The organism is Streptomyces sp. NPDC005799, from assembly GCF_040630525.1.
GTDB classification, from domain to species: Bacteria; Actinomycetota; Actinomycetes; order Streptomycetales; family Streptomycetaceae; genus Streptomyces; species Streptomyces griseorubiginosus_B.
The window spans coordinates 101960-115711 of sequence record NZ_JBEXXQ010000008.1; the positions used below are offsets into that span (position 1 = coordinate 101960).

A 13752-nucleotide genomic window follows, 5' to 3' on the forward strand; every position below is an offset into this window, starting at 1 on the left:
CCGCCCGGGCGGGGTTCACATCATGTCTTCGATCTCCGCGGCGATCGGGTCGGCGTCGGTGCCGATGACGACCTGGATCGCGGTGCCCATCTTGACGACGCCGTGGGCGCCGGCGGCCTTCAGGGCGGCCTCGTCGACCAGCGAGGCGTCGTTGACCTCGGTGCGCAGGCGGGTGATGCAGCCCTCGACTTCTTCGATGTTGTCGATGCCGCCGAGTCCGGCGACGATCTTCTCAGCCTTGCTGGCCATTGTCGGTCTCCTCACGCACGGTTGACCCAACTTCGCGAGACTGGTCTACACCACTTGAGGGGCGGTCGCCAACTGATGAGTGCCGAGGCGGCGATTCCCCTGCCCGGAGGACCGGGAGGACGCCGTTGAGGCATAGCGGAAAGTAGCCCGACGGTCACGGGAATCGCGGGTTCCTTATGCCATCTTCATCTGCTACAACAGGTCTACACCACTGAGTGGTGTAGACCACCACCCGATGGAGGACGTCTATGAGCACCGCCACCGCCCCCCCGGCGGCCCCCGCGAAGAAGCGGGGATCAGGCCTGTTCCAGGGCCTGCAGAAGGTTGGCCGCAGCCTGCAGCTCCCGATCGCCGTGTTGCCGGCGGCGGGCATCCTGCTTCGCCTGGGCCAGCAGGACATCCACGACAAGCTCCACCTGCCCGACAAGGTCACGGCGGTGTTCGCCACTGCGGGTGGCGCGATCTTCGACAACCTGCCGCTGCTGTTCTGCATCGGTGTCGCGATCGGCTTCGCGAAGAAGTCGGACGGCTCGACGGCCCTCGCGGCGCTCGTCGGCTTCCTGGTCTACAGCAACGTCCTCAAGGCGTTCCCGGTCACCGCGGCGAAGATCCAGGCGGGCGCGGACATACCCGCGACCTACAACAACCCCGGTGTGCTCGGCGGCATCATCATGGGTCTGCTGTCCGCGGTGCTGTGGCAGCGCTACCACCGCAAGAAGCTGGTGGACTGGCTCGGCTTCTTCAACGGCCGCCGGCTGGTGCCGATCATCATGGCGTTCGTCGGCACCGCCATGGGCGTCTTCTTCGGTCTGGTCTGGAAGCCCATCGGTGAGGGCATCTCGCACGTCGGCGAGTGGATCACCGGTCTCGGAGCTTTCGGCGCGGGCCTGTTCGGTCTGATCAACCGTGGTCTGATCCCGATCGGCATGCACCAGTTCGTCAACTCGGTGGCCTGGTTCCAGATCGGCGACTTCAAGGACGCGACCGGCACCGTCGTGCACGGCGACCTCACCCGGTTCTTCGCGGGTGACCCGACCGCCGGTCAGTTCATGTCGGGCTTCTTCCCGATCATGATGTTCGGTCTGCCGGCCGCCGCCATCGCGATCGCCCACTCGGCCCGTCCCGAGCGCCGCAAGGCCGTGATGGGCATGATGATCTCGCTCGCGCTCACCTCCTTCGTGACCGGTGTGACCGAGCCGATCGAGTTCTCGTTCATGTTCATCGCCCCGGTGCTGTACGGCATCCACGCGGTGCTCACCGCCCTGTCCATGGCGGTCACCTGGGCGCTCGGCGTGCACGCCGGCTTCACCTTCTCGGCCGGCGCGATCGACTACGGCCTCAACTGGAACCTCGCCACCAAGCCCTGGCTGATCATCCCCATCGGTCTGGTCTTCGGCGCGATCTACTACTTCGTCTTCCGCTTCGCCATCACCAAGTGGAACCTCCCCACCCCGGGCCGCGAGCCCGAGGAGGAGGTGGAGGAGCTCACCACGGCGTGAGCACCGGCACCACCCGCGCGAAGGCCCCGGCACCGAGGAGGTGCCGGGGCCTTCGTCGTGCCGTGGGGTCAGATCTCGTACGACAGCCTCGGGACCGCCAGGTCGACCGGGCCGTCGAAGACCGCGCGGGCGTCGGTCAGGTTGACCTGCGGGTCGGTCCACGGGGGGATGTGGGTGAGGACCAGGCGGCGGGCGCCCGCGCGGGCCGCCGCCTCACCCGCCTCGCGGCCGTTGAGGTGCAGGTCGGGGATGTTCTCCTTGCCGTGCGTGAAGGCTGCCTCGCACAGGAACAGGTCGGCGTCGCGGGCGAGTTCGTCCAGGGCGGGGCTGACGCCGGTGTCGCCGGAGTACGTCAGGACCCTGCCGCCGTGCTCGACGCGGATGCCGTACGCCTCCACGGGATGGGCCACGCGTTCCGTGTGCACCGTGAACGGGCCGATCTCGAACGTGGACGGCTTGACCGTGTGGAAGTCGAAGACCTCGCTCATGGAGGAGGCGGTGGGGGTGTCCGCGTAGGCGGTGGTGAGGCGGTGTTCGGTGCCCTCGGGGCCGTAGACCGGGATCGGGTCGCAACGGCCGCCGTCGTGGCGGTAGTAGCGCGCGACGAAGTACGCGCACATGTCGATGCAGTGGTCGGCGTGCAGATGGCTGAGGAAGATCGCGTCGAGGTCGTAGAGACCGCAGTGGCGCTGCAGCTCGCCAAGGGCACCGTTGCCCATGTCGAGAAGCAGCCGGAAGCCGTCGGCCTCGACGAGGTAGCTCGAGCAGGCCGATTCCGCGGACGGGAACGACCCCGAGCAGCCGACGACGGTGAGCTTCATGAAACAGAAACCTCCGCTGGCGGGACTTTTCCGGAAGGAGACGGGGGTCGTGCGGTCCGTCGAGCGTAAGGCGCAAAACCCCTCGTCGCTCCTCCACCAGGGGCTGTTGTGGGCGAACTCACCTGTGGTGTCACCGGTTCGGCTGGAAGCGGGGCGGGTGAGGCGCGAGAGAGGGCGCGCGACGCGACGCGCGCCCCGGTAACGTCTTCGTATGGACACGTCATGGTGGCTGGCGCTCGCCGCGGTCGTACTGCTCGCGCTGGTCGCCACGCTCGTCGACGGATGGGGGCGGGGGCGGCGGCCCTCGGGGCGGCGGTCGCGGCCGCCGGGACGGCCGGGCGGGCGGAAGGACGCGCGGCCGCGGCCGGCGGAGATCTGGTGGGCGAACGTGCCGTTCGAGGACGGGCCGGGCCGCAAGGACCGGCCCTGTCTGGTGCTGGTGGTGCACGGGGAGCGGGTGACCGTCGCGAAGATCACCAGCAAGTACCGCGACGAGCGGGCCGGGGTGATCCCGCTGCCGCCGGGTGCCGTCGACGATGCTCGCGGGCGGGCCAGCTTCCTGGAGACCGCCGAGTTGCGTGAGGTGCCGGTGTGGGAGTTCCGGCGCAGGGTGGGGATGGTGGACCCGGTCCTGTGGGACCAGGTCCGTCACCTGGCGACCTGAGGCGGCCGGCCGGGCACTACGCCCAGAGCTGGCCGTGCAGCGTCTCGATCGCTTCCTCCGTCGTCGCCGCCGTGTAGACGCCGGTCGAGAGGTACTTCCAGCCGCCGTCCGCCACGACGAACGCGATGTCGGCGGACTCGCCGGCCTTGACGGCCTTGCGTCCGACGCCGATCGCCGCGTGCAGCGCCGCGCCCGTGGAGACGCCCGCGAAGATGCCCTCCTGCTGGAGGAGTTCACGGGTGCGGGTGACGGCGTCGGCGGAGCCGACCGAGAAGCGGGTGGTCAGCACGGAGGCGTCGTACAGCTCGGGTACGAAGCCCTCGTCGAGGTTGCGCAGGCCGTACACCAGATCGTCGTAGCGCGGCTCGGCGGCGACGATCTGCACGTCCGGCTTGTTCTCGCGCAGGTAGCGGCCGACGCCCATCAGGGTGCCCGTGGTGCCGAGACCGGCCACGAAGTGCGTGATGGAGGGGAGGTCGGCGAGGATCTCGGGGCCGGTGGTGGCGTAGTGGGCGCCGGCGTTGTCCGGGTTGCCGTACTGGTACAGCATCACCCAGTCGGGATGTTCGGCGGAGAGCTCCTTGGCGACGCGCACGGCGGTGTTGGAGCCGCCCGCGGCCGGGGAGGAGATGATCTCGGCGCCCCACATGCCGAGCAGGTCCCGGCGCTCCTGGGAGGTGTTCTCGGGCATCACGCACACCATGCGGTAGCCCTTGAGCTTGGCGGCCATGGCGAGGGAGATGCCGGTGTTGCCGCTGGTCGGCTCGAGGATCGTGCAGCCCGGCGTGAGGCGGCCGTCCTTCTCCGCCTGCTCGATCATGTGCAGGGCGGGACGGTCCTTGACCGAGCCGGTCGGGTTGCGGTCCTCCAGCTTGGCCCAGATCCGGACGTCGGCGGACGGCGACAGCCGCGGCAGGCACACCAGGGGGGTGTTACCGACCGCGGCCAGCGGGGAGTCGTACCGCATCCGGATCAGGCCATGCCGCCGGCCACGGCCGGCAGGATCGTGACGTTGTCGCCGTCGGCGACCTTGGTGTTGATGCCGTCGAGGAAGCGGACGTCCTCGTCGTTGAGGTAGACGTTGACGAAGCGGCGCAGTTCACCGCCGTCCACGATGCGGGCCTGGATGCCCGGGTGGCGGGTCTCGAGGTCGGCGAAGAGTTCGGCGAGGGTGTCCCCGGTGCCCTCCACCGCCTTCTGGCCGTCGGTGTAGGTGCGGAGGATGGTGGGGATGCGGACCTCGATGGCCATGGTTGCGGGCTCCTGTCGGAAGGTGTCGGATCGGTGGGCGCGCGGCGGCGCGAAGTGCGGGTGGTGCTCCGGGTGCCGCGGCTCACGGCCGTACGGCGGCAGGGCAGCGTCAACAGATGGCGCTGTTCAGCCTGCACAGGTCGACGTGCAGCCGCGCCACGAGCAGCACGCTCGGCGCCTGGATGCTCACGTCGTTCAGAACCATGGGCTCATCGTATCGATTCCCGGTCGCCGGGCCGGAGTGTGATCCCGCATGGTGGATGAATTCTGTCCGAACTGCGAGATCAGTACGCCTCCACGACCGTGACCTCCTCCTCCGTGACCTCGCCTTCCACGATGCGGTACGAGCGGAACTGGAAGTCGCCGAGGCCGTCGGTGTCCGCGGTGGAGACCAGGACGTAGTGGGCGCCGGGTTCGTTGGCGTAGGAGATGTCGGTGCGGGAGGGGTAGGCCTCGGTGGCGGTGTGGGAGTGGTAGATCACCACCGGCTCCTCGTCGCGGTCGTCCATCTCGCGGTAGAGCCTCAGCAGATCGCCGGAGTCGAACTCGTAGAACGTGGGCGACATGGCCGCGTTCAGCATCGGGATGAAGCGCTCGGGGCGGTCCGAGCCGGCCGGGCCCGCGACGACGCCGCACGCCTCGTCGGGGTGGTCCTTGCGCGCGTGCGCGACGATCTGGTCGACGAGGGCCTGGGTGATGGTCAGCATGCTCGCCAGGATAAGCAGGAGGGCCGCTCCGTACCGAGGGACGGTACGGAGCGGCCCACATGCCGGACACACCCAGGGGCGCGGGGAACTGCGCGACCAGCCACGACGGGCCTGCGGGCGGCCGCCGGCCCTCCTGCTGCGGCGCTTAGCCGACTTTCTGCAGCTCCGGCTCGCGGCGATTGACGATTCCCGGGTTGCGCCTCTTCAGCACCGCCCAGCCGATGCCCAGGGCCGCGGCCCAGCCCGCCATCACGTACAGGCAGACGCGGGAGTCGGCGTCGTAGGCGATCAGGCCCGTGACGAAGAGCAGGAACACGATGGCGATCCAGCTGCACACCGCACCGCCCGGCGCCGGGAAGGAGGACGCGGGCAGGCGGCCCGCGACGACCGCGCGGCGGTAGAGGACGTGGCTGATCAGGATCATCAGCCAGGTCCAGATGCCGGCCGCGGTGGCCACCGAGGTGACGTAGCCGAACGCCTTCTCCGGGACGACGTAGTTGAGGACCACGCCGATGCCCATGAAGAGGACCGAGACGGTGATGCCGAGCGCCGGCGTCTTGGTGGCGGACAGCTTCTGGAAGCCCTTGGGGGCCTCACCGTTGTCGGCCAGGGTGCGCAGCATGCGGCCAGTGGAGTACATGCCGGAGTTGCAGGACGACAGGGCCGCGGTGAGGACGACGAAGTTGACGATGCCGGCGCCGGCCGGGATGCCGATCTTCGCGAACGCGGCGACGAACGGGGAGACGCCCGGGGCGAACTCCGTCCACTTCACGACGCAGAGGATGACGGTGAGCGCGCCGACATAGAAGAGGGCGATGCGCCAGGGGAGGGTGTTGATCGCCTTGGGGAGGGTCTTCTCGGGGTTCTCGGACTCGCCGGCCGTGACGCCGACCAGCTCGACCGCGAGGTAGGCGAACATGACGCCCTGCAGGGTCATCAGGGACGACCCGATGCCCTTGGGGAAGAAGCCGTCGAACTGCCAGAGGTTGGAGACCGCGGCGGTGTCACCGGCGGAGCTGAAGCCGAAGGTGAGGACACCGAGGCCGATCACGATCATGCCGATCAGCGCGGTGACCTTGACCATCGAGAACCAGAACTCTAGCTCTCCGAAGAGCTTCACGGAGATCAGGTTCACCCCGAAGAGGATCACCAGGAAGACCAGGGCGGTCACCCACTGGGGGACGGCCGGGAACCAGTAGTTGACGTAGATCGCGGCGGCCGTCAGCTCGGCCATGCCGGTGACGACCCACATCAGCCAGTACGTCCAGCCGGTGAAGTAGCCGAAGAACGGGCCGAGGAATTCGCGGGAGTACTCCGCGAAGGAGCCCGAGACCGGGCGGTACAGGAGCAGTTCGCCGAGCGCCCGCATGATGAAGAAGACGATGGCGCCGGCGAGGGCGTACATCAGGATGAGGCTGGGGCCGGCCTTGGCGATGTTCGCCCCGGCACCCAGGAAGAGGCCGACGCCGATGGCGCCGCCGATCGCGATCATCTGGACCTGGCGGCTGCCGAGGCCGCGCTCGTACCCCTCTTCGGAGGCCTGCTCCGAGGTGTCGACCTGAGCGGAGGTCATGTGTGGTGCGCCTTTCTCCATGTCCCGGCCCGGGCCTCTCGTCGGCCGCGACCGGATCTCGATCCCCCCGGATTGCGATGGAGCTTGTGCCTGGCCGACGGTCGCCGGCTCGGTGGCGCACCCGGCGCACATGGGTGGTGTTCGCCGGGCGGTCGTGAAGATTTATCACGGCCGCAACGTTGATCATCGGGGGTGGAAGTGGCGCACGCCACAGGGAGAAGCGGACAAAGAAGACGCGACGAGGGCATTCGTGACGGTCACGGTGACGTGATCGTTATCCGGATTTGAGCGTCCTCTGAGCGAACACGGAACCGTCACATATCGGTGCGAGTCAGGGCAGGAGTGTGTTGACGAGGGTCTCCTGGAGCCCGCCCAGCCACAGATAGGCCATCACCATGGGCTTACGGGGGTCCTCGTCCGGGAGCCGGTAGAGGACGTCGGTGTCGTCCTCGTCGGTGATCTCCAGCCGGGAGCCGATCGCCAGGCGCAGATCGTTGAGGGAGCCCAGCCACTGCCGGGACTGCTCGGGCGACAGTTTGAGCACCGCGCCGCCGTCGGCGCCCGGGGTGAGCGCGTCCAGGGTGCGGACCACCGCGAGCGCGTTGTCGCGCTTGCCGGCGCGCAGGTCGTTCTCCGTGTAGCGGCGGAACTCGGCGGAGTACGCCTGGGCCTCCTGCGCCTCCTGGGGTCCCGGGGTGCCCTCGGGGTCGGAGTAGGCGTCCGGGAAGAGCCGCTTGAGCACCGGGTCATTGGGTGGCTCGCTCGGCCCCTCGGCGAACAGCTCGGCGAGCGGGTCGTCGGACTTGTCCTCGCCGGGCCCGGGGCCGATGAGTTCCAGCAGCTGGACGGCGAGCGACCGGATGATGGAGATCTCGACGTCGTCGAGCGCGACGGCCGCACCGCCGCCGGGGAGCGGTTCGAAGTGTCCTGGCATGGAGGAGATTCGCTACTTCCGGTGCTGCGCGCGGGAGGGGGTCATTTCCGGTCCTGCTGGAGGGTGGCCCACAGGCCGTAGCCGTGCATGGCCTGCACGTCGCGTTCCATCTCCTCGCGGGTACCGCTGGAGACGACCGCCCGGCCCTTGTGGTGGACATCGAGCATGAGCTTGGTGGCCTTGTCCTTGGTGTACCCGAAATACGTCTGGAAGACGTACGTCACGTAGCTCATGAGGTTGACCGGGTCGTTGTGCACGATCGTGACCCACGGGACGTCCGGCTCGGGTACGGCGAAGACCTCCTCCGCCGACTCGGTGCGTTCGATCTCTACGGGAGCGGGTGACGTCACAAGGCCCATGCTGCCACGGGCCGCATAAATCGTCACACTGACGCGAAGGGGTGTAGCATCTATCGCCATGCCGCATACACCGGGGGACAACCCCCGGACCCCCGGCCGACCTGGGGGCGCCCGGCGAATCGTGGCTAGGAGAGCTTTCGTGGATGTAACGGACCTTGGGCTGCCGGTGGACGTTCCCTCGACGGCGCTCTTCACGGACCAGTACGAGCTGACGATGCTGCAGGCCGCGCTGAAGGGCGGTACCGCCGAGCGGCGCAGTGTCTTCGAGGTCTTCACCCGGCGGCTGCCGGACGGGCGCCGCTACGGCGTCGTCGCGGGCACCGGGCGTGTCCTGGACGCGGTGGAGAACTTCCGCTTCGACGCGGGCGTCCTCGGCTTCCTGCGGGAGCGGAACATCGTCGACGAGCCGACCCTGGAGTGGCTCGCCGGATACCGGTTCGGCGGCGACGTCTGGGGCTATCCCGAGGGCGAGGTGTACTTCCCCGGGTCGCCGATCATGCGCGTCGAGGGGTCCTTCGCCGAGTGCGTGCTGCTGGAGACGGTGATCCTCTCCATCCTCAACCACGACTCCGCGATCGCGGCGGCCGCCTCCCGCATGTCCTCCGCCGCGGGCGACCGCCCGCTGATCGAGATGGGCGCCCGCCGCACCCACGAACTGGCCGCCGTCGCCGCCTCCCGGGCCGCCTACGTCGGCGGCTTCGCCTCCACCTCCGACCTCGCGGCGGGCTTCCGCTACAACATCCCCACCGTCGGCACCTCCGCGCACGCCTTCACCCTGCTCCACGACCACGAGCGGGACGCCTTCCGCGCCCAGGTCGACTCGCTGGGCCGGGGCACCACCCTGCTCGTGGACACCTACGACGTCGCCGAGGCCGTACGGCTGGCCGTCGAGGTCGCCGGGCCCGAACTGGGCGCCGTGCGCATCGACTCCGGCGACCTGCTGCTGGTCGCGCACCGGGTGCGCCAGCAGCTGGACGAGCTGGGCGCGACCGGCACGAAGATCATCGTGACCTCGGACCTCGACGAGTACGCCATCGCCTCCCTGGCGGCGGCGCCCGTGGACGCGTACGGCGTCGGTACGCAGCTGGTGACCGGATCCGGGCATCCGACGGCCTCCATGGTCTACAAGCTGGTGGCCCGCGCCGAGTCCGACGACCCGAAGGCGCCGCTGGTGCCGGTCGCGAAGAAGTCCACCGGCGGCAAGACCTCCGTCGGGGGCCGCAAGTGGGCCGCGCGGCGCCTCGACGCGGACGGGGTGGCCGAGGCGGAGGTCCTCGGCACGGGCGCCGTCCCGGCCGAGCTGGCCGAGCGGCAGCTGATCGTGGAGCTGATCAAGGGCGGTGACGTGGTCGCCCGCGAGCCGCTGGACGCGGCACGCGACCGGCACGTGGCGGCACTCGCCAATCTGCCGCTGTCCGCGACCCAGTTGTCGCGCGGAGAGGCCGTCCTTCCGACGGAGTACGCGCAGGGGCGCTCGGGTAGCTAAATGTGGTGCGCCCTCCCGCAGCGTCGTCCGAGTCTCTAGGCTCGTAACCCACACAAGTCGAAGGACACCCACCATGCGCCGCGCCTTGATCGTCGTAGACGTGCAGAACGACTTCTGCGAGGGGGGCAGCCTCGCCGTGGCCGGGGGTGCCGACGTGGCCGCCGCCGTCACCGAGCTGATCGGACAGGCGGGCGGCTCCGGATACCAGCACGTGGTGGCCACCCGGGACCACCACATCGCGCCCGGCGGACACTTCGCCGACAACCCCGACTTCGTGCACTCCTGGCCGGCGCACTGCGTCGCCGGCACGGAGGGCGTCGGCTTCCACCCGAACTTCGCCCCCGCCGTCGCCTCCGGCGCGATCGACGCCGTCTTCGACAAGGGGGCGTACTCGGCGGCCTACAGCGGCTTCGAGGGCGCCGACGAGAACGGGACGAAGCTCGGCGACTGGCTGCGCTCGCGCGGGGTCGCCGAGGTGGACGTGGTCGGCATCGCCACCGACCACTGCGTGCGCGCCACCGCGCTGGACGCCGCGCGGGAGGGGTTCCGTACACAGGTACTGCTGGACCTGACCGCCGGGGTCGCCGCGGAGAGCACGGAGCGGGCGGTCGAGGAGCTGCGCGAGGCGGGCGTGGAGCTCACCGGAAAGCCGGTCGTCGCGTAGGTCACAGGACGGGCCCCGGGGCGTGGACCGGGCGGGTCACGCCGAGGCCGCTGGAGTGCGCAGGAGTGCCTTGATCGGGTGCCACAGCTCGGTCACGGTGACACCGTTGTCCGGGGCCGTTCGCCATATCAGCCCGTCGGGGTGGTGCAGGACGGCGGTGATCTCGTCCGGGGTCGGCGGGGCGGCGTTGCCCCGCAGGTAGACCGCGCGCATGCCGAGGTTGCGCAGCCTGGTCAGGGCGCGCGCCCGGTTGCGGGCGTGGACGAGGACACGGACGGAGCCCGTGCCGTGGGCGGTGGGTCTGGGCAGGTTCAGAGCCACCACCACGCTGCCGGTCGGCAGCTTGCAGAAACCTCCTGCGGCCATGCAGGTCACACCCCGTGCGTGTCGGCGTCGAATGGGACTGTCAATAAGAACAGCACAGGACGCACCTAAACACGATCGGCGGCGACCCGCCAGGGGGTCACCGCCGATACGCTTTTGACCTGCGGAAATACCGACTACTTCGCCGCGGGGCCGACCTGGAGGGAGATCGTCGAGCCGTCCAGGGCCTCCCGGACGATCTTGATCTTGGTGTTGGTGTCAGTGATCTTGACACCGCCGGTCGGGTTCGACGCGTCGTAGTAGGTGCTCGTGCGGTCATTGAAGACCGGCACCCCGAAGGACCACTTGATCTTGGTCGCCACGTCGGCGTTGTGCAGCGTGATGCCGTCCGTCGGGTACAGGCTGAACGGCGAGTCGTAGGACTGGATGCGGTTGCGCATCAGCGTGCCGTCGGACCACTTCAGCGCCGTCGGGTGCGAGTCGACCGGCAGGATCAGACCGGTGCCCGGGTGGACGCTGGTGTTGTCGTCCGCCTGCGAGGTGTCCCACTTCCAGATCAACAGGCCGTTCTGGTACGGGTAGTGCTCCACCCAGTCCGGACGGGTCGTCGAGAAGCCGAAGTTGTACGGGCCGACCTTCAGCACCTTGTCGTACGACACGTACTGGCGGTTCTCCGCGATGTAGTACTGCTTGTAGTCCTTGGTGAAGGACGCTCCGACGCGGGAGAAGCCGCTCGCGGTCCAACCCGCCTCCGCCGCCTCGGCGTTGTCGGAGAAGACCGCCGTGCCGTCGGCGGTGACGGTGATCTCGTCGGCCGCGAAGCCCTTGAGCGCGACGCCGCCGTCGGTCTGGTAGCGGAAGCGCAGCTGGATCTTCTGGCCGGCGTAGGCGTCCAGCGGGTAGGCGAGCTTCTTGTAGGCGTCGACCGTGCCGGTGAGCGCCGGCTTGTCGCTGCCGTCGCGCGGGAGGGCCTGGCCGTCGACCGTGCCGTCCAGGGCGGTCCAGTTGGCGCCGCCGTCGGTGGAGACCTCGGTGTAGAGGTAGTCGTAGCCCGACTCGATGTCGTACCAGCCGTCGAGCGTCAGCGCCACCGACTTCTTGCCGGTCAGGTCGACGTCACGGGTCAGCGTGTTCTTGAGGTTGTCGCCGCTGCCGCTCCACCACTGGGTCGAGCCCTGGGCGGGGGTGACGATCTCGGTGGTGACCGCCTTGTCGGGCAGTGTGACCACCAGGGCCTGCTTGTTCTTGGTGTTGTACTCGGCGACGCCCAGTTTGTGCGCGGACTTGGTGCCCGCCTTGGCGACGCCGTAGTTCAGCCAGCCCAGTTGCAGCTTGTCCCAGGCGTTCATGTCACCCGGCAGGTCGCCGATGGCCTGCTTGCCGGTGCCGAGCCAGGAACCGGAGGACATCAGGGTCCAGAAACCGGTGGAGTTGTCGCCGCCGTTGGTGTCGTACTCGTCCGGCAGACCGAGGTCGTGACCGTACTCGTGGGCATAGACGCCGAGTCCGCCGTTCTCCGGCTGCATCGTGTAGTCGCCGACCCAGACGCCGGTGTCGCCGACCTGGGTGCCGCCGAGCTTGTTGTTCGCGGGGCCCGTCGCGCCGGCGTCGGTGCCGTAGGCGTACCAGCGGTGCGCCCAGATGGCGTCGGTGCCCTGGGCGCCGCCGCCCGCGGACTCGTCCTCGCCGGCGTGCACGATCTGGAAGTGGTCGACGTAGCCGTCGGGCTCGTTGAAGTCGCCGTCGCCGTCGTAGTCGTAGCGGTCCCACTGGTCGTACTGGGCGAGGTCCGCCTTGATGTCGGAGTCGGACTCACCGGCCGCCTTCTGGTCGGCGACCCAGGCGTTCAGGCCGTCGCGCACCAGGTTCCAGACGCTGGAGCAGGTCGTCGAGCCGCAGGCGTTGTTGCCGTAACGGGCCTCGTTGTAGGGGACCTTGACCCAGTCGGTGACCTCGCCGTCGACCGAGTAGCGGCCCGAGGACTGCTTCTCGTAGTACTTCTTCAGCGACTCGGTGTTCTTGCCGGTGCCGAAGTAGAGGTCCTGGAAGTGCTTCTGGTTGTAGTCCGCCTGCCAGGCCGTGGAGTTGTCCTTGGTGCGGTCCGGCTTGGCGATCTGGTTGTGCAGCGGGCCGGCCGTGCCGCCGTAGCGGGGGTCGGTCTGGTCCCCGAACTCCACCAGGATGGTGAAGATCCGGTCGGTCTTCTCCCGGCCGAGCTCGACGTACTTGCTGTCGCCCTTCTTGCTCTTGAGCTGGACGACCCGCGAACCGTCTCGGTCCTTGACCTGGCTCTTGCCGGATATGACCTGGTCGAGCGCCTCCCTGCGCTGGGCATCCTGAGTCTTGGAGAGCGGACCGTCGAGGTCGTGCTCCTTCATGCTGCCGACCGCCGCCGGGTCATGGCGGTCCACGGTGGCGGACTTGGCGCTGTCGGCGGCCTGCGCCACTGCGAACGTCGAGAACGTGGCGGTGGCCGCGGCCAGCGCGACTCCGACCGCTGCCGCCCTGAACGTCCAGGATCTATGCGTCACTTGAGTTCCTCGTGGTCAAGGTGGTAAGTGAAGTGACGCAATTCGACTAGAAGTTGTTAAGAAGAAACAGGCTTGACTTGTGCATATCAATTGCACTATGCGAAAGCCAAAGTCCGCTTTCCGGACACCGTGGACACTGTGGCGATCCTCGAGCCCACACCTGCCTACTGGTCGAACGGGCGCGCGAGTTCGTCCACGTGGTGGACGGTATGACTCCGTGCGCCCCCCGTGCACCGGCCGTGTCGGTTAGGTCACGCTTACTGTTCGTTCCACTCGGGCACACACGCGATTAGAGTCGATTGGCGGCACGCCCCAGAACCGGCGGAAAGCCAGGCCGACACCCCCGTGGACCCCCACTTCCGAGGACACGATTGCCATGCCTCGTCCGACTGCCGCACAGCTCGCCTACGGATCCTGCACCGTGATCTTCTCGACGCTCGCCATGCTGCTGCTGTCACAGACGAGTTCGGGCGTGGGGATCGCCATCATCGCCGTGGCCGCTCTCGCGCTCGGGCTGCTGGTCGCCATGACGGTGCCGCTGCCCAGGTCCCGGGTCGTCGCCACGCACCGGCCTGCGGCCGAACAGGCCGAAGAGCCCGTGCCGGTGGCGGCGACGGGCTCCTCGACGTCGGTGTGACGTAGGGCGGTTCGGCGTACGGCGTACGGCGGTTCGGTGTACGGCGTCGGCCT

The 13752-nt window shown here is 68.8% G+C and carries 16 protein-coding genes; 5 read left to right on the plus strand and 11 right to left on the minus strand.

Translation table 11 applies throughout. The annotated features are described in order from the left end of the window. Positions 1-15: 15 nt before the first annotated feature. Positions 16-249 (minus strand): PTS glucose/sucrose transporter subunit IIB, encoded by a 234-nt coding sequence (locus tag ABZ453_RS10355; protein ID WP_109498534.1) that lies wholly within the window; start codon positions 247-249, stop codon positions 16-18. A gap of 248 nt (positions 250-497) precedes the next feature. Here ABZ453_RS10355 and ABZ453_RS10360 point away from each other — a divergent pair, with 248 nt between their 5' ends. Beyond that, on the plus strand, positions 498-1748 hold the full coding sequence (locus ABZ453_RS10360) for a PTS transporter subunit EIIC (protein ID WP_359013584.1): 1251 nt from the start codon (positions 498-500) through the stop codon (positions 1746-1748). A 68-nt stretch (positions 1749-1816) separates the two neighbouring features. Here the strand turns inward: ABZ453_RS10360 and ABZ453_RS10365 are convergent, their stop codons facing one another. Then, positions 1817-2569, minus strand: coding sequence for an MBL fold metallo-hydrolase (locus tag ABZ453_RS10365; protein ID WP_359013586.1), 753 nt, complete (start codon positions 2567-2569; stop codon positions 1817-1819). Positions 2570-2780: 211 nt separating this feature from the next. Between ABZ453_RS10365 and ABZ453_RS10370 the strand changes: the two genes are divergently transcribed. Next, positions 2781-3233: a type II toxin-antitoxin system PemK/MazF family toxin gene (locus tag ABZ453_RS10370; protein WP_359013588.1), complete on the plus strand. Its 453-nt coding sequence runs from the start codon at positions 2781-2783 to the stop codon at positions 3231-3233. Between the two features lie 16 nt (positions 3234-3249). Here the strand turns inward: ABZ453_RS10370 and ABZ453_RS10375 are convergent, their stop codons facing one another. The 7 genes from ABZ453_RS10375 to clpS form a co-directional block, all read right to left on the minus strand. Next, complete coding sequence (locus tag ABZ453_RS10375; RefSeq protein ID WP_359013590.1) at positions 3250-4200, minus strand: cysteine synthase; 951 nt, start codon at positions 4198-4200, stop codon at positions 3250-3252. A gap of 5 nt (positions 4201-4205) precedes the next feature. Then, positions 4206-4484, minus strand: a complete 279-nt coding sequence (locus ABZ453_RS10380) for a MoaD/ThiS family protein (protein WP_359013592.1) — start codon at positions 4482-4484, stop codon at positions 4206-4208. A 109-nt stretch (positions 4485-4593) separates the two neighbouring features. Next, positions 4594-4689: a putative leader peptide gene (locus tag ABZ453_RS10385; RefSeq protein ID WP_358593903.1), complete on the minus strand. Its 96-nt coding sequence runs from the start codon at positions 4687-4689 to the stop codon at positions 4594-4596. 79 nt (positions 4690-4768) lie between these two features. Further along, positions 4769-5191, minus strand: a complete 423-nt coding sequence (locus ABZ453_RS10390; protein WP_133046326.1) for a M67 family metallopeptidase — start codon at positions 5189-5191, stop codon at positions 4769-4771. Between the two features lie 145 nt (positions 5192-5336). Next, positions 5337-6764 carry an amino acid permease gene (locus ABZ453_RS10395; RefSeq protein WP_359013595.1) on the minus strand — a complete coding sequence of 476 codons (1428 nt, stop codon included), beginning with the start codon at positions 6762-6764 and terminating at the stop codon, positions 5337-5339. 331 nt (positions 6765-7095) lie between these two features. Then, the gene (locus ABZ453_RS10400; RefSeq protein ID WP_359013597.1) at positions 7096-7698 is read right to left on the minus strand and encodes a DUF2017 domain-containing protein; all 603 of its coding nucleotides are present in this window, start codon (positions 7696-7698) and stop codon (positions 7096-7098) included. 41 nt (positions 7699-7739) lie between these two features. Then, positions 7740-8057 carry an ATP-dependent Clp protease adapter ClpS gene (gene clpS / locus ABZ453_RS10405; RefSeq protein ID WP_240860202.1) on the minus strand — a complete coding sequence of 106 codons (318 nt, stop codon included), beginning with the start codon at positions 8055-8057 and terminating at the stop codon, positions 7740-7742. Positions 8058-8196: 139 nt separating this feature from the next. On the opposite strand from clpS, the gene ABZ453_RS10410 reads away from it, so the two are divergent. After that, positions 8197-9543: a nicotinate phosphoribosyltransferase gene (locus ABZ453_RS10410; protein ID WP_359013599.1), complete on the plus strand. Its 1347-nt coding sequence runs from the start codon at positions 8197-8199 to the stop codon at positions 9541-9543. A 73-nt stretch (positions 9544-9616) separates the two neighbouring features. Then, positions 9617-10207 (plus strand): isochorismatase family protein, encoded by a 591-nt coding sequence (locus ABZ453_RS10415; RefSeq protein WP_359013601.1) that lies wholly within the window; start codon positions 9617-9619, stop codon positions 10205-10207. Between the two features lie 36 nt (positions 10208-10243). Here ABZ453_RS10415 and ABZ453_RS10420 read toward each other — a convergent pair whose 3' ends face one another. Both ABZ453_RS10420 and ABZ453_RS10425 read right to left on the minus strand, forming a co-directional pair. Then, positions 10244-10573: a hypothetical protein gene (locus ABZ453_RS10420; protein WP_356766195.1), complete on the minus strand. Its 330-nt coding sequence runs from the start codon at positions 10571-10573 to the stop codon at positions 10244-10246. Positions 10574-10707: 134 nt separating this feature from the next. After that, positions 10708-13062 carry an immune inhibitor A domain-containing protein gene (locus ABZ453_RS10425; protein ID WP_359013603.1) on the minus strand — a complete coding sequence of 785 codons (2355 nt, stop codon included), beginning with the start codon at positions 13060-13062 and terminating at the stop codon, positions 10708-10710. Positions 13063-13438: 376 nt separating this feature from the next. Between ABZ453_RS10425 and ABZ453_RS10430 the strand changes: the two genes are divergently transcribed. Further along, on the plus strand, positions 13439-13699 hold the full coding sequence (locus ABZ453_RS10430; protein WP_359013605.1) for a hypothetical protein: 261 nt from the start codon (positions 13439-13441) through the stop codon (positions 13697-13699). Positions 13700-13752: the final 53 nt, after the last annotated feature.